17 protein-coding genes are annotated in these 23,752 nt (G+C 71.2%); 16 read left to right on the top strand and 1 reads right to left on the bottom strand.

Annotated features, from left to right (window positions below):
• Window positions 1–140 precede the first annotated feature (140 nt).
• The 11 genes from FBY22_RS34745 (at window position 141) to FBY22_RS34695 (ending at window position 17,148) form a co-directional block, all read left to right on the top strand.
• Window positions 141–1,205 (top strand): hypothetical protein, encoded by a 1,065-nt coding sequence (locus tag FBY22_RS34745; RefSeq protein WP_142151936.1) that lies wholly within the window; start codon window positions 141–143, stop codon window positions 1,203–1,205.
• 48 nt (window positions 1,206–1,253) lie between these two features.
• Window positions 1,254–2,027 (top strand): TIGR03936 family radical SAM-associated protein, encoded by a 774-nt coding sequence (locus FBY22_RS34740; protein ID WP_142151935.1) that lies wholly within the window; start codon window positions 1,254–1,256, stop codon window positions 2,025–2,027.
• A gap of 272 nt (window positions 2,028–2,299) precedes the next feature.
• Complete coding sequence (locus FBY22_RS34735; RefSeq protein WP_142151934.1) at window positions 2,300–6,334, top strand: Rne/Rng family ribonuclease; 4,035 nt, start codon at window positions 2,300–2,302, stop codon at window positions 6,332–6,334.
• A 256-nt stretch (window positions 6,335–6,590) separates the two neighbouring features.
• Window positions 6,591–6,911 carry a 50S ribosomal protein L21 gene (rplU, locus tag FBY22_RS34730; RefSeq protein WP_003990208.1) on the top strand — a complete coding sequence of 107 codons (321 nt, stop codon included), beginning with the start codon at window positions 6,591–6,593 and terminating at the stop codon, window positions 6,909–6,911.
• A gap of 14 nt (window positions 6,912–6,925) precedes the next feature.
• Entirely contained in the window at window positions 6,926–7,180 is a 255-nt protein-coding gene (gene rpmA / locus FBY22_RS34725; protein ID WP_142151933.1) for a 50S ribosomal protein L27, read from the top strand.
• A 113-nt stretch (window positions 7,181–7,293) separates the two neighbouring features.
• A complete protein-coding gene (gene obgE / locus FBY22_RS34720; RefSeq protein ID WP_142151932.1) occupies window positions 7,294–8,745 on the top strand; it encodes a GTPase ObgE in 1,452 nt (483 codons plus the stop codon).
• Between the two features lie 270 nt (window positions 8,746–9,015).
• Complete coding sequence (locus tag FBY22_RS34715; protein ID WP_142151931.1) at window positions 9,016–10,569, top strand: alkaline phosphatase; 1,554 nt, start codon at window positions 9,016–9,018, stop codon at window positions 10,567–10,569.
• An 88-nt stretch (window positions 10,570–10,657) separates the two neighbouring features.
• Entirely contained in the window at window positions 10,658–11,851 is a 1,194-nt protein-coding gene (locus FBY22_RS34710) for a hypothetical protein (protein ID WP_142151930.1), read from the top strand.
• A 183-nt stretch (window positions 11,852–12,034) separates the two neighbouring features.
• Complete coding sequence (locus FBY22_RS34705; protein WP_142151929.1) at window positions 12,035–13,531, top strand: bifunctional cytidylyltransferase/SDR family oxidoreductase; 1,497 nt, start codon at window positions 12,035–12,037, stop codon at window positions 13,529–13,531.
• A 141-nt stretch (window positions 13,532–13,672) separates the two neighbouring features.
• The gene (locus FBY22_RS34700) at window positions 13,673–15,784 is read left to right on the top strand and encodes a CDP-glycerol glycerophosphotransferase family protein (RefSeq protein ID WP_260845251.1); all 2,112 of its coding nucleotides are present in this window, start codon (window positions 13,673–13,675) and stop codon (window positions 15,782–15,784) included.
• Between the two features lie 215 nt (window positions 15,785–15,999).
• A complete protein-coding gene (locus tag FBY22_RS34695) occupies window positions 16,000–17,148 on the top strand; it encodes a glycosyltransferase family 2 protein (protein WP_399212344.1) in 1,149 nt (382 codons plus the stop codon).
• A 5-nt stretch (window positions 17,149–17,153) separates the two neighbouring features.
• Here the strand turns inward: FBY22_RS34695 and FBY22_RS34690 are convergent, their stop codons facing one another.
• Window positions 17,154–18,557 carry a polysaccharide pyruvyl transferase family protein gene (locus FBY22_RS34690; protein ID WP_142151927.1) on the bottom strand — a complete coding sequence of 468 codons (1,404 nt, stop codon included), beginning with the start codon at window positions 18,555–18,557 and terminating at the stop codon, window positions 17,154–17,156.
• A 212-nt stretch (window positions 18,558–18,769) separates the two neighbouring features.
• Here FBY22_RS34690 and proB point away from each other — a divergent pair, with 212 nt between their 5' ends.
• The 5 genes from proB to FBY22_RS34665 all read left to right on the top strand — a co-directional run bounded on the left by proB (window position 18,770) and on the right by FBY22_RS34665 (window position 23,727).
• Window positions 18,770–19,876, top strand: coding sequence for a glutamate 5-kinase (gene proB / locus FBY22_RS34685; protein ID WP_142151926.1), 1,107 nt, complete (start codon window positions 18,770–18,772; stop codon window positions 19,874–19,876).
• 185 nt (window positions 19,877–20,061) lie between these two features.
• Entirely contained in the window at window positions 20,062–20,490 is a 429-nt protein-coding gene (locus tag FBY22_RS34680; RefSeq protein WP_058925325.1) for a hypothetical protein, read from the top strand.
• 61 nt (window positions 20,491–20,551) lie between these two features.
• Entirely contained in the window at window positions 20,552–21,838 is a 1,287-nt protein-coding gene (locus FBY22_RS34675) for a glutamate-5-semialdehyde dehydrogenase (protein ID WP_142151925.1), read from the top strand.
• A 138-nt stretch (window positions 21,839–21,976) separates the two neighbouring features.
• Window positions 21,977–22,543 carry a hypothetical protein gene (locus FBY22_RS34670; RefSeq protein WP_260845250.1) on the top strand — a complete coding sequence of 189 codons (567 nt, stop codon included), beginning with the start codon at window positions 21,977–21,979 and terminating at the stop codon, window positions 22,541–22,543.
• A 113-nt stretch (window positions 22,544–22,656) separates the two neighbouring features.
• Window positions 22,657–23,727, top strand: a complete 1,071-nt coding sequence (locus FBY22_RS34665) for a hypothetical protein (RefSeq protein WP_142151923.1) — start codon at window positions 22,657–22,659, stop codon at window positions 23,725–23,727.
• Window positions 23,728–23,752 lie beyond the last annotated feature (25 nt).

Genomic DNA, 23,752 nt, shown 5'->3' with positions numbered 1-23,752 from the left:
AGCGTGCGCCGATCGCGCGGGCGGGTGCAGATGACGGTAGGCCCGTTCCGAGGGCCTGTCGCGGCGACGGCGGGGGCCGTTCGGCCCCAGGACCGCGTACCGACCGCATCCATCCGGGCCGTCGGCGCGTCTACGTCGGTATGGACCTGGAGAAATACCCGCAGCGGCCCGAGCGGCAGACGCCGGAGGGGTGTCTCGTCGTGGCGATCCGCCTGCCGGTGCGGATCGTCGTGCTCGTGCTGGTCGTCCCGGTGCGCATGGTGTGGGACGCGCTGGTGGTGGCGGGCAGGTTCCTGACGGACACCGTCTTCAGGCCGGTGGGCAGGGCCCTGCTGTGGGTGGGGCGGGCGGTGTTCGTCTGGCCCTTCACAGGGCTGTGGCGATACGTCGTCGTGCCGGTGGGCAAGGCACTCGGACTGCTCGGCAAGGTGCTCGTCGTCATCCCCCTGGTGTGGCTCTACCGGTCGGTGCTGACACCTCTGGGACATGCCCTTGTCCGGGTGTACGCACGGGTGGTCACCCCTGTCGCGCGTGGCATGTGGTGGCTGCTCGCGGCCCTGGGGACCGGGGTGTACATGGGGCTGGCCTGGCTGGCGCGGTACCTCCTCGTCCTCCCCGCGGGATGGGTGTACGCGTGGATCCTCACCCCGGTGGGGCACGCGATCGCCGCGTGCGCGAGGGGGCTGGCGTGGCTGGTGGGCACGGTCGCCACCGGCATCGGCGTCGCGCTGTACTGGGTCGCCCGGGTGCTGCTGGTACTGCCCGCGCTGGCACTGTGGCGCTGGGTCCTCGTCCCCGTCGGGCGCGTCCTCGCCGTCGTCGCCCGCGAGGTCGGTGACGCCCTCGGGCACGCCTGGCGGGTGGCCGGGCGGATCTCGCTCGCCGTCGGCCGCGCCCTCGCCACCCTCTTCCGGCTGGTCTTCGTGGAGCCGGTGCGGTGGGTGTACCGCACGGTGCTCACCCCCGTCGGCCATGCCGTCCGGGACGCCGTGCTGCGGCCCGCGGCCGCGGTCGCGCGCAGTGTGGGACGGGCGACCGGGGAGGCGCTGGCCTCCGCCCGGGAGTCCGTACGGCAGGCGCGGGCGGACTTCCGCCGGATGCTGTTCGGGGAGCCCGCGCGGACCGAGAGGATCGACGGGCGGGAACCCACGGGCCGCGAGACACGTACTCTTGGTAGAAGTACGACCGCTCTCACGAAGGACTGAACGACACTGGGCAAGCGACAGCCCGAAGGCCCGCCGCCCGCACCCGCGGTGCAGCGCATCCGACTGCGCTACACCAAGCGCGGTCGCCTCCGGTTCACCAGCCACCGTGACTTCCAGCGCGCCTTCGAGCGTGCGCTGCGCCGCGCCGAGGTGCCCATGGCGTACTCGGCGGGGTTCACGCCGCATCCGAAGGTGTCGTACGCCAATGCCGCACCCACCGGCACGGGCAGTGAGGCGGAGTACCTGGAGATCGCCCTCACCGAGGCGCGGGACCCGGAGAAACTCAGGATCCTGCTCGACGAGTCGCTGCCCGCCGGGCTCGACGTCGTCGACGCCGTCGAGGCCCGCACCTCCGGGCTCGCCGACCGGCTGACCGCCTCCGTGTGGGAGCTGCGCCTGGACGGCGTGGCGCCCGAGGACGCCGAGCGCGCGGTCGCCGCCTTCAACGCCGCCGGGACCGTGGAGGTCCAGCGGACGACGAAGAACGGCCTGCGGACGTTCGACGCCCGTTCCGCGGTCGCGGATCTCGAGGTGCGGGCGGATCTCGAAACGCACAGTGAACCGGCTGATAGGCCGACCGACCAGCCCTGTGCGATACTGCGGCTGGTTGTTCGGCACGTGACGCCTGCCGTACGACCCGACGACGTCCTGTCCGGTCTCCGCGCCGTGGCCGACCTGGCGCCGCCGGTCCCCGCAGCGGTGACCAGGCTGGCGCAGGGGCTGTTCGATGAAGAGACCGGCACGGTGACCGACCCGCTCGCGCCCGACCGCGAGGCAGCTGAGGCCCCAACGGCCGCTGCCGCCGCGACGGCGCCGGCGTAAGGAAGGTCCCGCGAAGGACGGACGTCGTAGCGCCGCCCTCGTACTCGGGAGCCACCTGGGTCGGGCAGCGCACCGACACAGAAGACTTTCGCCAGGCCGTACCCAACAGGGTGTACGGAACCGGCGAGACAAGACACGGAGAGCTCCCGTGCGGCGCCCGCGCCCCGGACGGCGGCACCGCGCAACGCGCGAGCCGCGGACGTCAACGGCGGTCGAGTCATCGACGCCGGACCAGGCGCGGAGCCCGGGAGCCTGACGGGAGACAAGCCCGCATGCTCGAACCGACCGAACCCACTGAGGGTTCCGAAGAACTGAACACTCCCAGCGACACCCTGCCGCCGCGTCGTCGGCGCCGTGCCGCTTCCCGCCCGGCGGGCCCGCCGGCGGGTGCCGCCGCCGGGACGCCGGAGGAAGTCATCGCGTCGGCCGTAGCGGCCGAGGGCGAGGAGAAGGCCGCAGAGTCGCAGGAGCTCGACGAGGCCGCTGAGGCCGAGGGTGCCGAGGAGACGGCGGCCGCCGTACCGGCGCCCGTCGAGGAGCCCGCGCCCGCCGCCCGCACCCGTCGTCGTGCGACGCGCCGCGTGTCCGCGCCGACCGCCTCTCCGGCATCCGCCGAGGCAGCCGAGACGGTCGTGCCGGCCGCTGCCGCCGAGGTCACCGAGGCTGCTGCGAACACGGACACCGAGCAGGCCGTCGTGACCGGTGAGGACGCCGCTCCGCCGCGTACCCGTCGTCGTGCGACGCGCCGCGTGTCCGCGCCGACCGCCGCCGCGGAGGCCGCCGAGACCGTCGTACCCGCCGCTGCCGCCGAGAGCGAGAGCGTCGAGGAGCCCGCGGCCGTGGCCGAGACCCCCGTCGAGGAGGCCGCGCCCGCCGCCCGTACGCGCCGTCGTGCCACCCGGCGCGCCACCGCGCCCGCAGCGACCCCCGAGGCCGCGAGTGAGCAGGGCACGGAGGCCGACGCGATCGAGGCCGCCGAGCCCGCCGTGGCCGCTGACGGTGTCGAGGAAGCGGCTCCGCGCCGCACCCGTCGGCGTGCCACGCGTCGTGTGACCGCGCCCGCCGGGACGCCGGAGGAGGAGACGGCACCGGCGCAGGAGGCCGCCGAGAGCGCCCCCGCCCCCGAGGCCGTTCAGGAGCCCGCAGCCGCCCCGGCCGAGGAGGACGCCTCGCCGCGTCGTCGCCGCCGGGTCGCCCGTAAGGCCGCCACCGGGTTCTCCGAGCCCGCCAGGTTGACCGCCGAGGCGTCCGTCGAGGAGGACAGCCCGCTGCGCCCGGCGCGGCCCGCCGTTGCCGTCTTCCAGGCGCCGGTGTTCACCGAGCCGAAGTTCCAGACGCCCGAGCGGGCCGCCGCCGAGGCTGCCGCCGAGGCGGGGTCCGGTACCGAGGCCGCCGAGCCCGAGGAGCTCCCGGAGGAGCAGAGCGGGGCGCGGCGCCGGCGCCGCCGCCGGGGCGTTGCGTTCGGCGAGGAGGCCGAGGCGCCGGCCGCCGCCGAGACCGTGGAGCGCGTCGAGTCCGCGGACGAGGACGAGCCCGAGGAGGCCGAGGAGTCGGCCGAGGACGCCCACGAGGGCGACGAGACCGAGGAGACCGGCTCGCGCCGTCGCCGTCGCCGCGGTGGCCGTCGCCGGCGCCGTGGCGAGTCCGCGGACGCCTCCGGCGAGGACGAGGACTCCGACGACGTCGCCGCCGAGCAGGCCGACCAGGACGCCGAGGACACCGCCGAGCAGGAGGAAGAGGACGCCGACGACGCTCACGACGAGCCCGGCGGGTCCAGCTCCAGCAGCCGTCGCCGGCGCCGTCGCCGCCGTCGTGCCGGGGACACCTCCATGGACGTCGAGCCCGGCGAGGGCGACCCCGAGCGCACCGTCGTCAAGGTCCGCGAGCCCCGTCCGAAGTCCGAGCCGTCCGACGAGGTGCAGTCCATCAAGGGCTCCACGCGTCTGGAGGCCAAGAAGCAGCGCCGCCGCGAAGGCCGCGAGCAGGGCCGTCGCCGCGTCCCGATCATCACCGAGGCCGAGTTCCTGGCCCGCCGCGAGGCCGTCGAGCGTGTGATGGTCGTCCGCCAGAGCGGCGAGCGCACGCAGATCGGCGTCCTGGAGGACGGCGTGCTCGTCGAGCACTACGTCAACAAGGAGCAGGCGACCTCGTACGTCGGCAACGTCTACCTGGGCAAGGTGCAGAACGTCCTGCCCTCGATGGAGGCCGCCTTCATCGACATCGGCAAGGGCCGCAACGCCGTCCTGTACGCAGGTGAGGTCAACTTCGAGGCGCTGGGCATGGCCAACGGCCCGCGTCGCATCGAGTCCGCCCTGAAGTCCGGCCAGTCGGTCCTCGTGCAGGTCACCAAGGACCCGATCGGGCACAAGGGCGCGCGTCTGACCAGCCAGGTCTCCCTCCCGGGCCGCTACCTGGTGTACGTGCCCGAGGGCTCCATGACCGGCATCAGCCGCAAGCTGCCCGACACCGAGCGGGCCCGGCTGAAGACCATCCTCAAGAAGATCGTCCCCGAGGACGCCGGTGTCATCGTGCGCACCGCCGCCGAGGGCGCGAGCGAGGACGAGCTGCGCCGGGACGTCGAGCGGCTGCAGGCGCAGTGGGAGGAGATCCAGAAGAAGTCGAAGAACGGCAACGCCCCGACGCTGCTGTACGGCGAGCCGGACATGACCGTCCGCGTCGTCCGCGACATCTTCAACGAGGACTTCTCCAAGGTCATCGTCAGCGGTGACGAGGCCTGGGAGACCGTCTACGGCTACGTCTCGCACGTCGCGCCCGACCTCGCCGAGCGGCTGCAGAGGTGGACCTCCGAGGTCGACGTCTTCGCCACCTACCGGATCGACGAGCAGCTCGCCAAGGCCCTGGACCGCAAGGTCTGGCTGCCCAGCGGCGGCTCGCTGGTGATCGACCGGACCGAGGCGATGGTCGTCGTCGACGTCAACACCGGCAAGTTCACCGGCCAGGGCGGCAACCTGGAGGAGACGGTCACCAGGAACAACCTGGAGGCGGCCGAGGAGATCGTGCGTCAGCTGCGGCTGCGCGACCTCGGCGGCATCATCGTGATCGACTTCATCGACATGGTGCTGGAGTCCAACCGGGACCTGGTGCTGCGGCGCCTGCTGGAGTGCCTGGGCCGGGACCGGACCAAGCACCAGGTCGCCGAGGTGACCTCGCTGGGCCTGGTCCAGATGACCCGCAAGCGGGTCGGCCAGGGCCTGCTGGAGTCGTTCTCCGAGACCTGCGTCCACTGCAACGGCCGCGGTGTCATCGTCCACATGGAGCAGCCGAGCTCCGGCGGTGGCGGCGGCAAGCGCAAGAAGCGCGGACGTGGCGGCGACGTGCACGAGCACGTGCACGAGGCCGCGGTGGCCGTCGAGGCGCCGGAGGCCGAGGTCGAGGAGACGGAGGCCGAGGTCGCCGCCGAGGCCGCCGAGCCGGTCGCGCTTCCCGCGCCGGTCTTCGAGCCCGACGAGGAGCTGTACAGCAGCGTCGCCGAGGCGGAGGCCGCCGTGCGCGGTGGGCGTTCCCGGCGCCGGGCGAGCCGGCGTGCGTCGGCTCCGGCCGGCGCGCCGAAGGGGCGGACGCGACCGGAGGGCGACCGGGCCGGGTCCGACGCCGCCAGGGCCGAGTCCGACACCGAGGTCGCCGAGGTGCCCACCGCCCAGGTCGTGCCGGCCGAGGCGGAGGCCGAGCGTCCCGTGCAGCCGGAGACGGCCGCCGAGGCGCAGGCCGAGCCGGTCGCCGCGGAGGACCCGGTGGTCGCCGCCGAGCCTGCCGAGCCCGCCGAGGACGCCGCGCCCAAGGGCCGTACCCGCCGTCGTGCCACCCGCAAGGTGTCGGCGCCCGCCGGTTCGCCTGCCGGGGCCGAGGCGGCCGTGGTGACGGTCACCGAGGCCGCGCCCGTGGCCGAGCCGCATGCCGAGGCCGAGAAGGCCGCCGAGCCCGCCGAGGAGCGGTCCGAGACGGTTGCCGAGAGCGCCGCCCCGGCCCGGCCCCGGCGCCGTGCGGTCCGCAAGGCCACCGCGCCCACCGCGTCCGAGGAGGCGGCCGTCGTGGTCGTCCCGTCGGCCGCGACGGACGAGGCCCCGGCCGCCGAGGGGGACGTCGAGGAGGCCGCTCCGGCCACGAAGACGGCCCGCAAGACGGCCAAGAAGGCGACCGCGAAGAAGGCGGCCACCAAGAAGACCGCGGCCAAGAAGACGGCCGCGAAGAAGACGACGGCCAAGAAGGCGGCGAAGACCGCCAAGACGGCCGCGGCCAAGTCGACGGCGAAGAAGACCTCGGTCTCCGCCGCCGCCGACGAGAGCTGAGCAGTACGAGGTGCGGGGTGCGGCCGGTCGGTGTGATCGGCCGCATACCCGCGGGACCCGGTCCGGTTTGACCCCCTCGGCCCCGGCCCCGTAACCTTGACCCTCGGCATGTCCACGGATATAGGACGCGCCACATCCCCGTAAACCTCTTCCTCCAGAGCGCCGGGCGTTCCGCGCCGGCCGTTCCGGAGAGGCTGCCCGTGCCGGGTGGCTGGACTTCGGGGGTGCCGTTCCCGAGCGAGAGAGTGAGATCCGCGTGTACGCCATCGTGCGCAGCGGTGGTCGCCAGCACAAGGTTGCTGTCGGCGACATCGTTGAGGTTGACAAGATTTCCACTGCCAAGGTTGGCGACACGGTCGAGCTCTCGACCCTGCTCGTTGTCGACGGCGACGCTGTGACCAGCGACCCGTGGGTGCTGGCCGGCATCAAGGTCCAGGCCGAGGTCGTGGACCACCACAAGGGCCAGAAGATCGACATTCTGCGCTACAAGAACAAGACCGGCTACCGCCGTCGTCAGGGCCACCGCCAGCAGTACACGGCGATCAAGGTCACTGAGATCCCCACGGCTGCGAAGTAAGGGACTGAGGAGAGATGGCACACAAGAAGGGCGCATCGTCCACCCGGAACGGTCGCGACTCGAACGCCCAGCGGCTCGGCGTGAAGCGCTTCGGCGGTCAGGTCGTCAACGCGGGTGAGATCCTGGTCCGCCAGCGCGGCACCCACTTCCACCCCGGTTCGGGCGTCGGCCGTGGCGGCGACGACACGCTGTTCGCGCTGCAGGCCGGTGCGGTGGAGTTCGGCACGTTCCGTGGCCGCAAGGTCGTGAACATCGTTCCGGTCGCCTGAGTCGGCTGATCGGAAGCTTTTCGCGAGGCGGACCTCACTTCCCGGTCGGGAAGGCGGGTCCGCCTTTCGCGTGTTAACACGAGTAGTACTTACGTCTCTGGAGGCACCGAACCATGACCACCTTCGTGGACCGCGTCGAACTGCATGTCGCCGCGGGTAACGGAGGTCACGGCTGTGCCTCCGTCCACCGTGAGAAGTTCAAGCCGCTCGGCGGACCCGACGGCGGCAACGGCGGACGCGGTGGAGATGTCATCCTCACCGTCGACCAGTCGGTGACCACGCTTCTCGACTACCACCACTCCCCGCACCGCAAGGCGACCAACGGCAAGCCCGGAGAGGGCGGCAACCGCTCCGGCAAGGACGGCCAGGACCTGACCCTTCCCGTGCCGGACGGCACCGTCGTCCTCGACAAGGCGGGCAACGTGCTCGCCGACCTGGTCGGGCACGGCACCTCGTACGTCGCCGCGCAGGGCGGCCGGGGCGGTCTCGGCAACGCGGCGCTCGCGTCGGCGCGGCGCAAGGCGCCCGGATTCGCGCTGCTCGGCGAGCCGGGGGACCTGCAGGACATCGTCCTTGAGCTGAAGACCGTCGCCGACGTTGCGCTCGTGGGCTATCCGAGCGCCGGCAAGTCGTCGCTGATCTCGGTGCTGAGCGCCGCCAAGCCGAAGATCGCCGACTACCCGTTCACGACGCTGGTGCCCAACCTCGGTGTCGTCACGGCCGGTTCGACGGTTTACACCATCGCCGACGTGCCGGGGCTGATCCCCGGGGCCAGTCAGGGCAGGGGGCTCGGTCTGGAGTTCCTGCGGCACGTGGAGCGGTGCAGCGTGCTGGTGCACGTGCTGGACACGGCGACCCTGGAGTCCGACCGCGACCCCGTCTCCGACCTCGACATCATCGAGGAGGAGCTGAAGCAGTACGGCGGGCTCGACAAGCGGCCCCGGATCGTCGTCCTCAACAAGATCGACGTACCGGACGGCAAGGACCTCGCCGAGATGGTGCGGCCGGACCTCCAGGCGCGGGGCTACCGGGTCTTCGAGGTGTCGGCGGTGGCCCATCTCGGGCTGCGGGAGCTGTCGTTCGCGCTGGCCGAGATGGTGGCGAAGGCGCGCGCTGCGAAGCCGAAGGAAGAGGCGACCCGGATCGTCATCCGGCCGAAGGCCGTCGACGACGCCGGGTTCACCGTGACGCGCGAGGACGTCGGCGGCGAGCCGCTGTTCCGGGTGCGCGGCGAGAAGCCCGAACGCTGGGTGCGGCAGACCGACTTCAACAACGACGAGGCCGTGGGCTACCTCGCGGACCGGCTCAACCGCCTCGGCGTGGAGGACGAGTTGGTGAAGGCCGGAGCCCGCTCCGGTGACGGCGTGGCCATCGGTCCCGAGGACAACGCCGTGGTGTTCGACTGGGAGCCGACGCTGACGGCCGGCGCGGAGATGCTGGGCCGCCGGGGCGAGGACCATCGCTTCGAGGCGCCGAGGCCCGCGGCGCAGCGGCGGCGGGACCGCCAGGCGGAGCGGGACGAGGCGGACCGGGAGTACGGCGACTTCGATCCGTTCGCGGAGTAGACGGGCGGCGCCTTCGGCGCCGTAGGGCGGCTGCCGCGGGGCTGTGGCCGCCCTGGGCTTTCGGCCAACTTGGTGGGATCACCGCACGCGGCTCGTTCGTGAGGCCCGTTGCGACAAGATCGGGTTCATTCTGTTGTTCCCGTGTCGCAACGGGTCTTCTGTTGTCTGCCTATTTGTCATGCGCACGAACAGTCAGGTTCAGGGAGTGGACCGCCCGGATGCGTGAGCCTGCACGAGTCCAAGCGGCCAGCGAGGCAAAGGAGTTCGCCGATGACCGGAGCCATCTCGCCCGACCGGCGCCGTTTTTTTCTGACCGCCGGTGCCGCCGTCCTCGGCGCCGCGGCCTCCGCCCAGCTGTGGCTCCCGGGCACTGCCCGAGCCGCGGAAAGCACCGCGCCCGACGGGGTGTTCAGCCTCGGTGTCGCCTCCGGCGACCCGCTGCCCGACGGCATCGTGCTGTGGACCCGCCTCGCCCCGGACCCGCTGAACGGCGGAGGCATGCCCGACGAGGTGGTCCCGGTGCAGTGGGAGATCGCCGAGGACGAGCGGTTCAGAAAGACCGCCCGCCGGGGCGTCGCCCAGGCCCGCCCCGAGTACGGGCACAGCGTCCACGTCGACGTACGCGGCCTGCGGCCGGACCGCTCGTACTGGTACCGCTTCCGGGTGGACGGGCAGATCTCGCCGGCCGGCCGCACCCGCACCGCCCCGCACCCCCGCAGCAAGGGCGGCTCGCTGCGCATCGCCCTGGCCTCCTGCCAGAACTGGCAGCACGGCTACTTCACGCCGTACGCCGACATGCTCGACCAGGACCCCGACTTCGTCCTGTTCGTCGGCGACTACATCTACGAGTCCACGCCGTCGTCGGCGGGACCGCGCCGGCACGAGGGCACGGGGGAGCCGTACACCCTGGAGCAGTACCGCAACCGGTACGCCCAGTACCGCTCCGACCCCGACCTCGCCGCGATGCACGCGAACGCCCCCTGGGTGGTCACCTTCGACGACCACGAGGTCGACAACGACTGGGCCGGGGAGATCCCCCAGGACCCCGCCAAGCAGCCGCACGACGCCTTCCTGGCCCGGCTGACGGCGGCCTTCCAGGCGTACTACGAGCACATGCCGGTCCGCGCGAGCGCCGTTCCGGACGGCCCGCACATCCAGATGTACCGCCGCCTGGAGTTCGGCCGCCTCGCCCGCCTCAACGTCCTGGACACCCGCCAGTTCCGCACCGACCAGGCGACCACGCAGGAGGGCGCCCGGTCGCCGTCGATGACGATGCTCGGCGCCGAGCAGAAGCAGTGGCTGCTGGACGGGCTGCACGACTCGCCCGCCCGCTGGAACATCGTCGCCTCGCAGATCATGATGGCCGAGACGGACCTGCAGCTCGGCGACGGCAAGCTCTGGTACTACGACGCCTGGGACGGCTACCAGCTCGAACGCAACGCCCTGCTGGGGGAGTTCGCCGGCATCCGTAACCCGGTCGTGCTCAGCGGCGACCGCCACCTCACGATGATCAGCGACCTCAGGACGGACTACGCCGACCCCGACTCCGACGTCGTGGGCGCCGAGTTCGTGGGCACGTCCATCTCCAGCAACGGCGACCAGGACCAGGCCGCCTTCCACGCCCAGTGGGACCCGCTGATGCCGGACAACCCGCACTGGAAGCTGATCGACGCCCACCGCGGCTACCACCTCTTCGACATCGACCGGCACGGCATCGACGCGCAGGTCAGGGTGGTCGATACGGTGGTGCGGCCGACGGCGGCAGCGAGCACCCTGGCCCGGCTGCGGGTGGACAACGGCCGCCCCGGCGTCGAACTCGCCTGACGTCCGCGCGGGAGGGGACCTGGGGCTCATCCGTGTCCCAGGTCTCTCTCAGGTAAGTCTCAGGTAAGCCTCTTACCCTCCCGTGACCATGGAGACGGACTGTACGAGAGATGACGTCCCGGTGAAGCGGCCCGAGCCGCTGCCCGCCGGCACCCGGCTGCTGCACATCGGCCCGCACAAGACCGGGACCACCTCGATCCAGGGCGCCCTGTTCGCCGCGAAGGACCGACTGCCCGCGTACGGCGTGGAGTTCCCCGCGCACACCCGGCACCCCATGGAGGCCGCGCTGGCCGCCTGCGCCCGGCCCGCGATGATGGGCGACATCGTGCCCACCGACCGGCACTGGACGACGCTGGTGAAACAGGTCGAGGCCACCGGCGGACGCACCTCGGTGGTCAGCAGCGAGTTCTTCGCCGACGCCGAGGACGAGGCGGCCGTCGCGCGGATCGTCGGACAGCTCGGCGGCGACCGGGCGCACATCCTGGTCACCCTGCGCCCGCTGGCCAGGATCATGCCCTCGCAGTGGCAGCAGTACGTGCAGAACGGCCTGCGCATGGGCTACGAGGACTGGCTGCGGCACATGCTGAGGAAGGCGCCGTACGAGCAGCCCACCCCCAGCTTCTGGCGCCGCCACGGGCACGACCGGCTGGTCGAGCGCTGGGCCGCGGTCATGGGCCCGGAGCGGGTCACCGTCGTCGTGGTCGACGACCGGGACCGGGACGGCCTGATGCGCACCTTCGAGGCACTGCTCGGGCTGCCGGAGAACCTGCTGCAACCGGTTCCGGACACGGCCAATCGTTCCCTTACCCTCGCCGAGACCGAAATGCTGCGGAATCTTAACAAGGAATTCCGCGGCAATGGGCTGCCGGACGAGCTGTATTCCAAACTCGTGCGCAACGGCGCGGTGATGCATATGAAGAATGCGTGCAGCCCGAGCCCGCAGGACGTGAAGATCTCCACCCCCGCCTGGGCCGTCGAGGCCGCGGCGGCCAGGGCCGCCGAGATGGCGCAACGCATCGCCCGTACGGGCGTACGCGTCCTCGGGGATCCGGCGCTGCTGTCCGCCGTGCCGACGTCACAGGCGCCGGCCCCGGCGTCGGGTGAGGCGCGGATCGCTCCCGAGGTGGCCGCCCAGGCGCTCTACGGAGTCCTCGCCGCGGCCGCCGACGCACCCGTGCGGCACGCGAATCCCGCCAAGGCGCGCACGGTTCACCAGACGTCCTCGAAGGAGCTCGTGAAGGTGCTCGGACACCGCTGCCTGAAGAAGCTGCGACGGCACTGATCCCCTGTGCGGTTACTCACAGCAATTCCACGGACGCTCCCGGCGAGTGTCCCGGCGTCACCAGTAGTGCAAGGTGAATGTCAGGTGGCGCGCACATATGCAGTGAACGGCGCTCACCTTGCACAGCGGTAACCGCAAGTGGGACCATTTCCTGGTTCCCTGTCGCCCCAAGGTAGGTCCTCTGTGTCCCAGCACATAGCCAAGCCCCGTACCACCGCAGTGATCCTGGCCGGTGGCACCGGCCAGCGCGTGGGTCTCTCCATCCCCAAGCAGCTGCTGAAGATCGCCGGCAAGGCAGTCATCGAGCACACCCTGACCACCTTCGAGCAGGCGGACTCGATCGACGACATCATCGTGCTGATGGCGCCGGGCTACGTGCCCGACGTGGAGAAGATCGTCGCCAAGGCCGGGTTCACCAAGGTCAAGAAGGTCATCGAGGGCGGCTCGACCCGAAACGAGACCACCGAGCGCGCCATCGAGGCCCTCGGCGAGGGTCTTGGCGAGGGCGAGGACCTCAACGTCCTCTTCCACGACGCCGTCCGCCCGCTGCTCTCGCGCCGCGTGATCGACGACTGCGTGGTCGCACTGGAGCGCTACCAGGCCGTCGACGTCGCCATCCCGTCCGCGGACACCATCATCGTGACCCGCACGCACGGCCAGGACGGCGAGTTCATCACCGAGATCCCGGACCGCTCCCGGCTGCGCCGCGGCCAGACGCCGCAGGCCTTCAAGCTGTCCACGATCAAGCGGGCCTACGAGGTCGCGGCCGGCGACCCGAACTTCCAGGCCACCGACGACTGCTCCGTCGTGCTCAGGTACCTGCCCGACGTGCCGATCCATGTCGTCGCGGGCGACGAGTACAACATGAAGGTCACCCAGCCGGTCGACGTCTTCATCGCCGACAAGCTGTTCCAGCTGGCCTCGACCGCCGCGCCCGAGCAGGTGAGCGAGGACGCCTACCGCGAGCTGCTGACCGGCAAGACGATCGTGATCTTCGGCGGCTCCTACGGCATCGGCAAGGACATCGCCGAGCTCGCCGAGTCCTACGGCTCCAAGGTCTACGCCCTCGGCCGCTCCACCACCGGCACCCACGTCGAGAACCCGGAGGAGGTCGACGACGCCCTGTCCAAGGCGTACGGGGAGACCGGCCGGATCGACTACGTCGTCAACACCGCGGGCGTGCTGCGCATCGGCAAGCTGGCCGAGACCGACAACGCGACCATCGAGGAAGCGCTGAAGGTCAACTACCTGGCGCCGGTGCAGATCGCACGTTCGAGCTACAAGTACCTGTCGGAGACCAAGGGCCAGCTGCTGCTGTACACCTCCAGCAGCTACACCCGCGGCCGCGCCGAGTACAGCCTCTACTCCTCGACCAAGGCCGCCATGGTGAACCTCACCCAGGCCCTGTCCGACGAGTGGGCCGGCGACGGCATCCGCGTCAACTGCATCAACCCGGAGCGCACCGCCACTCCGATGCGCACCAAGGCCTTCGGCCAGGAGCCCGCGGGCACCCTGCTCTCCTCCGAGGCGGTCGCCCGCACCTCGCTCGACGTGCTGCTGTCCGAGCTGACCGGGCACGTCATCGACGTCCGCCAGCAGGACCCGACGGCGGGCGCGGCGAAGGCCTCCGGCTTCGAGCAGGCCCTGGCCTCGGTGCTCGACCGCCAGGACGGCGTGTAATAATCAACGGGAATTAGTCTTCCGTTATTCAGGCCTCTGCTTTCCGGGGTTAATGCAGTGCATTGAGCAGTGCATCGTCCGGGTCTTCGCAGGGGCCTGAATACATTCAAAACCGGCACTCCCTCCCAGAGCAGGTTCTCCGTGATATCCACCGCTATTCGCGTCGCCCGGGTGGGCAGCGCGGCCGAGCTGGCCGCGGCGGCGCTCATGATGCTGGGCTTCCCGGCGCTGATGCTGGCTGCGCTCGTCCCGAGCGTGCCCGCCTTCGCCGCGGCCGCCGCCGTGACGTACGCCGCCGACCACTATCTGCACCGCAAGGGCAGCTACCTGGTCAACCGGCTCAGCAAGGTCCGCGCCGGCCTCTCGATCCGCTTCCTGATCCGAGAGCTGCTGCTGATCCTGCTGCTGGCCCGGCTGTCCCTCGCGGGCAACCTGATCTACTACGGCGCGGTCGCCTGCTTCATCGCCTTCTACGGCCTCCAGGCCCCGCACGGCGCCCTGGTCACCCTGATCCGCAACCGCCGCCGGATGCCGGTCGCCACCCGCAACGTCGACCTGAAGTCCCGCATCCGCATCCCGGACGCCCCGCCGCGCTTCCTGCTGAACCGCTCGGCCGAGAAGATGCTCCATCTCGACCTCGGGGCCGTCGCCGGCATCCTGGTCGCCGCTGAGATGAAGTCGTCGGTGCCCGGCTTCATCGGCATCGGCGTCACCATCTTCCTGGGCTGTCTGTACGTCCTCGCGCTGATGCCGTACGTCCGCGGCAGCAAGATCCCGCCGAACGCCGAGAAGGTCCTGGCGGCCGTCGACGACTGGCTGCGCGAGTACAAGCCCGAGACGGTGCTGTACTTCTCCGGCTCCAAGGACTCCGCCTACCAGGTCAACATGTGGCTGGAGACGATGGAGCAGCTCGACTCCCGGCCGCTGGTCATCCTGCGCGAGCGGGTCATCCTGGCCAACCTGGCGCCCACCACGGCCCCGGTCATCTGCGTGCCCGGCGGTGTCCATCTGATGAACATGGACCTGACCACCGTGCGCGTCGCGCTGTACGCGGCCAACGTCGGCAAGAACATCCACCTGCTGCGCGTGCCCACCATGAAGCACGTCTTCATCGGCCACGGCGACAGCGACAAGCTCGCCAGCGTCAACCCCTTCAGCAAGGTGTACGACGAGGTGTGGACCGCGGGCCGCGCGGGCCGCGACCGCTACGCCATCGCCGACGTCGGCGTCCGCGACGACGACATCGTGGAGGTCGGCCGTCCGCAGCTGGCGCCGATCCAGGGCCGGCAGGACGTCCCCGACGGCCCCCGCGGCGGAGCCGCCGACGCACGCATCCCCACCGTGTTGTACGCGCCCACCTGGGAGGGATGGGACGGCAACCCGGGCAACACCTCGCTGGTGCTGGCCGGCGAGAACATCGTCAAGAAGCTCATCAAGGCCGACCCGCCGGTCCGTGTGCTGTACAAGCCGCACCCGTTCACCGGCACCGTCAGCAAGGAGGCCGGCGCCGCGCACCAGCGCATCACCGCGCTGGTCGAGAAGGCCGCCGCCGAGCGCGCAGCCGACCCCCGCTTCACCGCCGACACCGCCGCCCAGGCGCAGGCCAAGGCCGAACTGGCCCGTATCGAGGCGCGCCTGGCCGAGCTCTCCGGCACCGCGGGCGACCGCGGCGACGAGGCCGAGGCCACCCGTGACGGCGTGGTCGACCTCAAGAAGCACGAGGAGGTCGCCCGGCTGCGCACCGAGTGGAACGACGCCTACTGGCGCTCCTGCGGCGGCTTCGAGCACCGCGTGATCACGGGCGCCGAGCCGCGCCTGTACGACTGCTTCAACGCCTCCGACGCGATGGTCTCCGACATCTCCAGCGTGGTCTCCGACTTCATCGCCAGCGGCAAGCCGTACGCGGTGACGGACTCCGCCGAGCTGGGCGTGGAGGAGTTCAAGCGGCAGAACACCGCGGTGCGCGCGGCCACGATCCTGTCCAACTCCGCCGCCGAACTGGGCGAGCTGCTGGCCGCGGTCCGCGACCCCGCCGCCGACCCGCTGGCCGAGGACCGCAAGGAGCTCAAGGAGTACCTGCTCGGCCCGGACGAGCCGACCTCCATCGAGCAGTTCAACACCGCGGTCGCCGACCTGGCGCTCAAGGCCGAGACCCGCAACCTCGGCCAGGAGTCCCGCGCCGCCGCGGCGGGCACGCCCGGCGCCGACGAACTGTCGGACGCGCTGTCGGCGCAGCCGCCCACCACCGCGTGAGCCCCCGTATGTGAAAACGGTGAGAAGGGCCCGGTTTCCGAGGAGTGATCCTCGAAAACCGGGCCCTTTTTACGTACGTACGGGCAACCCGCACCCATGGTCGGCCGTCTAGCAGGTAGGCAATAAGACGATACGGGGGAAAGATCCCGTGACGAGGGGGAAATGTGACCGTGGCGCAGCCTGATGTGACTGTCGTCATCGGAGCGTACGAAGCGATGCCTTACCTGGTCGAATGCCTCGCGTCCGTCGAGGCACAGACCATCGACCCGGGGCGCATCGAGGTGATCGCGGTGGACGACGGCTCCACCGACGGCACGGGGGAGTACTTGGAGGAGTTCGCCGACCGCGTCTCCATGTCCGTCACCGTGATCCGGCAGGCCAACTCCGGCGGCCCCAGCGGCCCCCGCAACGTCGGCCTGAGCAAGGCCGCCGGGCGCTATGTGTTCTTCCTCGACGCCGACGACCGGCTCGGCCCCGAGGCTCTGGAACGCATGGTCGACATGGCCGACCGCAACGGCACGGACGTCGTTCTCGGCAGGGTCGAGGGCATCAACCGCAAGCCGCCGCAGTCGATGTGGGGCAAGACCCTGGAACGCACGGACGTCTTCTCCTCCAACATCAAGTTCACGCTGAGCGCGCAGAAGCTGTTCCGGCGGGAGCTCCTGGAGCGGCACGGCATGCGCTTCGACGAGTCCCTGTGGACCGGCGAAGACGCGCTGTTCACGATGGAGGCCTATCTGCGGGCCGACGGCGTCTCCGTGATCGCCGACCACACCTGCTACTACCTGGTCGGCCGCGACGACGGCAAGCACGTGACCAAGAGCGGCGGTTACGCCCTGCGTTTCGACTCCGCGCGCGCCCTGATGAACCTCATAGCCGACATGGTGCCGCCCGGGGAGCGGCGCGACTCCCTCATGCACCGGCCTTTCGTGGTCACCCTCCTGCCGCAGTTCGGCCCCAAGTACCTCAAGGACAGCGAGAAGGTACGGCGGCACAAGTTCGAGCTGGCCAAGCCGCTGATGGAGCAGTTCTGGACCGAGGGAGTGGCGCGCCGGCTGAAGGTCGACGAGCGCCTGCGGCTGCACCTGGTGGCCGAGGACAAGCCCGAACTCCTGCTGCCCGTGGTGGAGTTCGTGAAGGCGAAGAAGCAGGCGGCGGCCCTGCTGGAGAAGCGGGGCCACCACGTCTACCTGGCCTACCCGCACTTCCGTGACGCCTCGGCGGGCATACCCGACTCGGTCTACCTCGCCACCCCGCGCGAGGCCAGGGCCTTCCCCGGCTACCGCGAGCACACACCCTCCTCGGTCCTGCGCCGCGCGGTGCGCAAGGCCCGGCGGGTGCTGAAGGTGCCCGCGGCGGCCTGACACCGTTACTGGCGGCCCGTCTGCAGCGCTCGTCTGATCGGGCGGGCCACCACGCGGCGGGCCTTGCGGTAGACGGACGTCGGGGCCGGTGTCGTGGCGGTGCGCTCCAGCTCGCGCCTCAACCGGTCGTTGTCCAGGGACAGTTCGGCGAGCCGGGTCTGCATCCAGCCGAACCGGGAGGTGAGCGAGGCCAGGTCGGCGTCGTTCCAGGGGCGGATGCCCGCCGGGAAGGACAGCTTCCTCATCCGGGCCTCGAAGGCCGCGCCGCCGTCGCCGTGGGTGAACGTGTTCTCCAGGCCGTTGCGGCCGAGGAACGCCGTGAAGCGCTCGAACCGCTCCGCGTGGCCGCCGGTCAGGCCGGAGAGGTCGGCCTCCTCGTACAGCCGGGCCGGGTCCAGGTCCTCGGGCAGCTTGTCGATCCTGCGGTGCGGGATGTCGAAGTAGCGGCACAGCTCCAGCGTCCGCGAGTCGCCGCACAGCACCGTCGCGGGCGTGCCCGCCAGCAGCGCCGCTATGTTGCCGTGGATGCGGGAGCCGAACGAGAAGTCGTAGCCGCGCAGGTCGTCGATCCAGGTCACCGGGTCGACGTAGACGCGGACCTTGTCCTCCCGGTACATCGGGTGGTCCGGGTGGGTCGGAATGGCGGTCACCGTGGCGTTCGGGTGCGACAGGTCACGCCAGTGCAACTGCCGTGCGTCGCTGAGGTTCTGGCCGATGAAGGTCAGGTGCGGATAGCGGGCGTGGGCACGGTCGATGACCTTGCCCAGCCCCTGCTTCTGCACCGCGCTGTGCGAACCGTTGACCGCGATCCGCGACGCGGCGGTCAGCTCCGGCACCCGCTTGTCCACGGGCAGCCGATCGCCGTACAGGAACAGCGACGGGCAGCCGATGACCTCCACGTCGTGGAAGCCCAGGCCCCGCAGGTACTTCTCGGTGAACTCGCCGCGCACCCCGATGGACGCGCTGCGGTCCAGCACCGCGGAGACGAAGTCGCGCACCGACTCCTCCATGGGCTTCAGCCGCTCCGCGTTGTAGCTCAGCCCGGCCTGCGCGCCGACGCCCAGCACCACCACCGGGACGCGCAGCCGGCGGATCAGCCGCGTCAGCCGCTTCAGCTGCCCCTCGAAGGACGGCCGGAAGGCGTTGGCCAGCGGCACGACGAAGACGTCGAACTCCTCGTTGATCCGTTCCGCCGCCGACACATCCGTGCGGATGCCGTTCGAGACCACCTCCGTGCCGGGGGTCTCGAGGATCTTGTGAGCGGCGTCGCTGAAGATCAGGTTGCCGGAGTTGGTGGCGATGACGTCCTGGTGCAGTGCCTCCTCCACCGAGAAGACGTCATAGGGACTCTTCCCCGACCGGAGGAGGATGCGCTGGGCAGGACGGACCTGGTGATCTCTGGGTGACACGACATTCAAATTAAGTTTGCCGGGACTTTTATTTCTATAGGCAACCAGTGCAACCTTTTTGCCGTACGCACTGCGTGAGCAACCGGTTACGTGGCGCGTGTCCGGTGAGTGGACCGATGCGCGCCGCCCGTGCCCCTTCGCGTAGATTGCCTGGCGGGGCAACCCGAGCGCGCGAGGGGACGGACAAGCAGGTGGCAGGGGTAAGGCAGGGCGTGGCGGAAGCCCGCAGGATCGTCGTCAAGGTGGGTTCCTCGTCGCTGACCACCGCCTCGGGCGGTCTGGACGCCGACCGGGTCGACGCGCTCGTCGACGTCCTCGCCAAGAGCCGCAGCGGGGGAGAGCGGGAGATCGTCCTGGTCTCCTCCGGCGCCATCGCCGCCGGACTCGCCCCGCTGGGCCTGCGCCGCCGCCCCCGGGACCTGGCCCGCCAGCAGGCCGCCGCCAGCGTCGGCCAGGGCCTGCTCGTCGCCCGCTACACCGCCTCCTTCGCCCGCTACGGCGTCCGCGTCGGCCAGGTGCTGCTGACCAGCGACGACATGAGCCGCCGCGCCCATCACCGCAACGCCTCGCGCACCCTCGACAAACTGCTCGCCATGGGCGCGTTCCCGATCGTGAACGAGAACGACACCGTCGCCACCGACGAGATCCGCTTCGGCGACAACGACCGCCTCGCGGCGCTGGTGGCGCATCTGGTCCACGCAGACCTGCTGGTGCTGCTCTCCGACGTCGACGGCGTCTACGACGGCGACCCCGGCCGGCCCGGCACCTCGCGGATAGCCGAGGTGCGCGGCCCGCAGGATCTCGCGCACGTCGAGATCGGCAGCGCGGGCAAGGCCGGCGTCGGCACGGGCGGCATGGTCACCAAGATCGAGGCGGCCGGTATCGCCGCCGCGGCCGGCATCCCCGTGGTGCTGACCAGCGCCGTGCACGCGGCGGAGGCCCTGTCCGGCGGGGACACCGGGACCTGGTTCCACGTCACCGGCAAGCGCTACGCCGACCGCCTGCTGTGGCTGCAGCACGCCTCCACCCCGCAAGGTCACCTGACCCTGGACGAGGGGGCGGTACGGGCGGTCGTCGAGCGGCGCAAGTCGCTGCTGCCGGCCGGCATCGCCGGCGTGGAGGGCGATTTCGTCGCCGGCGACCCGGTCGAGCTGCGCGACGGCGAGGGGCGCGCGGTGGCCCGCGGGCTCGTCAACTTCGACGCCAAGGAGATCCCCCAGCTGCTCGGGCGTTCGACGCGGGAGCTGGCGCGCGAACTGGGCCCGGCCTACGAACGCGAGGTCGTCCACCGTGACGACCTGGTGATCCTTCGTCCCTGACGCGCCCACCGCAGGCCCGGCCAGGGCGTTCCGCCGCCGAAAACAGGGTGAACGACCCGCAAAACGGCCCGCCCTGAGGTGGACGTTCCGCAAAACCGCCCCATGAGCCCTTGCGGCCTGCTCAACTTTGACTCAGGGACCCGTTCCGCACGAGCACCGCTCGATGCCGCGCAAAGGAGGCCGTCGTGAGACGAGTACGCCCTGGGGCGGCGGCGTCCCGCGGTGGTCTGACCAGCGTCACGGCCGGCGAGTCCTACGAGGAGCCGGCCGACCTGCCCCGGCTGTGGCACGTCACCCTCAGCGTCTCCGGTCAGGCCGCCCCGCTGCACGAGGTCCGGCGCGCCCTCGAACAGCTCGCCCACGACCACCCCTTTCTGCTGACCAGCAGGTATGCCAACGACCACGCGGAGATCCGCTACTGGGAGGAGGCACGCGACCTGCACGATGCGGCCGCCGTCGCCCTGCGCCTGTGGGGCGAGCACCGCCAGACCGCCAAGCTGCCGCCGTGGGAGATCGTCGGCCTGGAGGTCATCGACCGCGAGACCTACCACCAGCGCCTCGCGGAGGGGTACGGGCCGCCACCGGCGACCCCTGTCGGAGTTCACCCCTTTTGACACCGTCTCGGGGTGTGGGACGAGCGGTGAAAGGCCCGGTCCGGCGCACTACCCTTCCCTCATGACCACGCTCTCGCCGTACGACTCCATGTCCCCGGTCGCCCAGGCCGCGTACCGCGCCAAGGCCGCCGCCGCCGACCTCGCCCCGCTGCCGCGCGCGGTCAAGGACGACGCGCTCGCCGCCATCGCGGACGCGCTGGAGGTCCGTACGAGCGAGATCGTCGAGGCCAACGCCAAGGACGTGGCCAAGGCCCGCGAGGCCGGCACCAGCGAGGCCATCGTCGACCGGCTCACGCTCACCCCGGAGCGGGTGCGCGCCATCGCCTCCGACGTGCGGGACGTCGTCGCCCTGCCCGACCCGGTCGGCGAGGTCGTCCGCGGCTCGACCCTGCCCAACGGCATCGACCTGCGCCAGGTCCGCGTCCCGCTCGGCGTGGTCGGCATCATCTACGAGGCCCGCCCGAACGTCACCGTGGACGCCGCGGCCCTGTGCCTGAAGTCCGGCAACGCGGTGCTGCTGCGCGGCTCCGCCTCCGCGTACGAGTCGAACACCGCCCTGGTGCGCGTGCTGCGCGACGCCGTGGGCGGGGCGGGGCTGCCCGCCGACGCCGTCCAGCTGGTGCCCGGCGAGAGCCGCGAGAGCGTGCGCGAGCTGATGCGGGCCCGCGGCCTGGTCGACGTCCTGATCCCGCGCGGCGGCGCCTCGCTGATCCAGACCGTGGTGAACGAGTCCACCGTCCCTGTCATCGAGACCGGCACGGGCAACTGCCACGTCTACGTCGACGCGCAGGCCGACCTCGACATGGCCGTCGACATCCTGATCAACTCCAAGGCCCAGCGGCCCAGCGTCTGCAACGCCGCCGAGACCCTCCTGGTCCACCGGGACATCGCCCCCGAGTTCCTGCCGCGCGCGCTGGACGCCCTCGCGGAGGCCGGCGTCACCGTGCACGCCGACCCGCGGGTGCTGAAGTACGCCGAGGACACCAAGGCGACCGTCGTCGAGGCCACCCCGGACGACTGGGACACCGAGTACCTCTCCTACGACATCGCAGCCGCCGTCGTCGACTCCCTCGACAAGGCCGTCGAGCACATCCGGCTGTGGTCGTCCGGTCACACCGAGGCGATCGTCACCACCTCCCAGCAGGCCGCCCGCCGCTTCACCCAGCTGGTCGACTCCACCACCGTCGCCGTGAACGCCTCCACCCGATTCACCGACGGCGGCCAGTTCGGCTTCGGCGCGGAGATCGGCATCTCCACGCAGAAGCTGCACGCGCGCGGCCCGATGGGCCTGCCGGAGCTGACGAGCACCAAGTACATCGTCACCGGGGACGGCCACATCCGCCGCTGAGACCGGGCCCGCGACGGGGCGCATATGCATCGGGCAGATGCGCCCCGCATGCGCCCCTGCCCGCGAGAGGTGTCTCACACAGCGGATGAATTTCCATACCGTCTGCCCAAATTGACCCCCCAGGTCTACTCTGGATCCGTGCCGGAGGACGTGGGGGGCACGCCGTTCCCTGACGGCTGGGAGCCCGACGACGACCACGACCGCGGGGTGTCGGACGAAGAGTTCGCCTCCGTGGTCTTCGACGAGGCCTTCGTACGGGCGGCCGTGGTGCACGAGCCGACCGCCGTCGAGCGCCTCCTGGCCGCAGCCCAGGCGAGAGCCGAGGCCTCCGAGGCGGAGGCCCGCCGGGCCCACGGACGGGGCGAGCGGTACGAGGAGGGATACCGACCCTCCGGATTCGGCCATGATCCAGAGCTCGACGACCTGGACGACACCGACGTCCTCGAGGGCCGCTACGGCACCTCCGGCCCCTACGGCAAGCAGGTCCGCTGGCACCGCCCGGTCGCCTGGATGCTCGCCCTCGTCATGGGGATCGGCATGGTCGCGCTGGCCTTCACGGCCGTCTACCGGGGCGCTTCCTCCAGCAGCCGGGACCAGGTTCCACCGCCCGCGTCGACCGGCCTGGAGCAGGGCAGCGCGCCTCCGCCCTCCGCCTCCGCCGAGACCTCCCAGCCGGCCATACCGGTCATCCCGCGCACCCCCTGAGCGGGGGCCCCTGGCGATCCGGCCACGCACGGCTCCGGTCCTGGTGAGAACCTGTCAGAACTTGTCGTGTACCAGGGCGTTTACCGGAGCGTCCGGAGACCTACCCTGAATGTATGGGCGGGCCTGGAGACCCACCTGAGGGGACACCCGAGGGCGGCCCCGGAGGTGCAGAGGACGAGTACCGATCCGTCGTCTTCGACGAGTCGTTCGTCCGCGCTGCCCGCCTCCAGGAGTACTCGGCGCACGAGCGCATGGCCGACCACGCCCCCGCCGTACGCCGCCGCCCGCCCCTGCACCGGGGCCTGTCCCGGCAGGCACTGATCCTGGTCCTGCTGATCGCCGTCGCCTTCGGCACGGCGATCTACATGGGCGTACGCCACCCCTACCAGGCCTCCGTCGCCCGCCGGCCCGTCGAACCCCTGCGGATGACCGTCATCCCGCTCACCCCACAGGGCAAGGTGCCCGGGAAGGCCGACGCCGAGTACCTGTACGAGCACAGCCCCGCCGCGCAGTTCCGCATCGGCGCCGAGGGCATACCGCTTCCCGCCGCCCGGCGCACCGCGCACTTCTCCGACAGCCAGGTGGTGGCCGCCCTGACCACGGCCAAGGACTACATCGTCCGCTCCTCGCTCTACCCCGAGGTGATCGGCAGTCAGGACGTGCGCGCCGTGCGCGTCATGCTCGACGGCGCCCAACTCGACCAGTTCGACCAGAGTTTCGCCCGCCCGACCGCCGACGGGCGCCATCAGCCCACCGGTTGGCTGGTTCGCTTCGACCAGACCCGCGCCGAACTCGCGGACCGCAGGATCCGCGTCCAGGGCTCCATGGAGGCCGCCGAGACCGACTCCGCCACCCTGGAGGTCAGCGCGGACCACACCTTCGTGTACGCGCTGAAGCCGACCGGCTCCGCCGCGAACGCCCCGGCCTCCCTGTTCACCGTCCGGCGCGAGCTGCACTTCCGCTTCGACCGCGACGACCTGCGCCTGCACCAGGCACAGCTCGTCGTCTCCTACGTCCAGGCCGGCCCGCTGTCCTGCGCCGAGGACTCCACCAACCACTTCCACCCGCTGCTGGCCGGCCAGACGGCCAGGTCGGGCGGCCCCGCGGGCACCGACCCGTACGCGACGGGCGGCACCACGGCGCTGTGCGGGACGCTGGCCGCCGGGGCGCAGCCGAAGGTGTGACAGGGCGCGGGGTGCCCGGCGCCGG

Source organism: Streptomyces sp. SLBN-31 (assembly GCF_006715395.1).
In the GTDB taxonomy this organism is placed as follows: domain Bacteria; phylum Actinomycetota; class Actinomycetes; order Streptomycetales; family Streptomycetaceae; genus Streptomyces.
Note: the sequence above shows the minus strand (reverse complement) of the source record. Positions and strands in the feature narration are given on the sequence as shown.

Excerpts from the sequence above, each read along its gene's own strand:
- FBY22_RS34745 (WP_142151936.1), top strand. The coding sequence starts at position 141 with ATGGACCTGGAGAAATACCCGCAGCGGCCCGAGCGGCAGACGCCGGAG.
- FBY22_RS34735 (WP_142151934.1), top strand. The coding sequence starts at position 2,300 with ATGCTCGAACCGACCGAACCCACTGAGGGTTCCGAAGAACTGAACACT.
- rpmA (WP_142151933.1), top strand. The coding sequence starts at position 6,926 with ATGGCACACAAGAAGGGCGCATCGTCCACCCGGAACGGTCGCGACTCG.
- obgE (WP_142151932.1), top strand. The coding sequence starts at position 7,294 with ATGACCACCTTCGTGGACCGCGTCGAACTGCATGTCGCCGCGGGTAAC.
- FBY22_RS34715 (WP_142151931.1), top strand. The coding sequence starts at position 9,016 with ATGACCGGAGCCATCTCGCCCGACCGGCGCCGTTTTTTTCTGACCGCC.
- FBY22_RS34710 (WP_142151930.1), top strand. The coding sequence starts at position 10,658 with ATGGAGACGGACTGTACGAGAGATGACGTCCCGGTGAAGCGGCCCGAG.
- FBY22_RS34695 (WP_399212344.1), top strand. The coding sequence starts at position 16,000 with ATGCCTTACCTGGTCGAATGCCTCGCGTCCGTCGAGGCACAGACCATC.
- FBY22_RS34675 (WP_142151925.1), top strand. The coding sequence starts at position 20,552 with ATGACCACGCTCTCGCCGTACGACTCCATGTCCCCGGTCGCCCAGGCC.
- FBY22_RS34665 (WP_142151923.1), top strand. The coding sequence starts at position 22,657 with ATGGGCGGGCCTGGAGACCCACCTGAGGGGACACCCGAGGGCGGCCCC.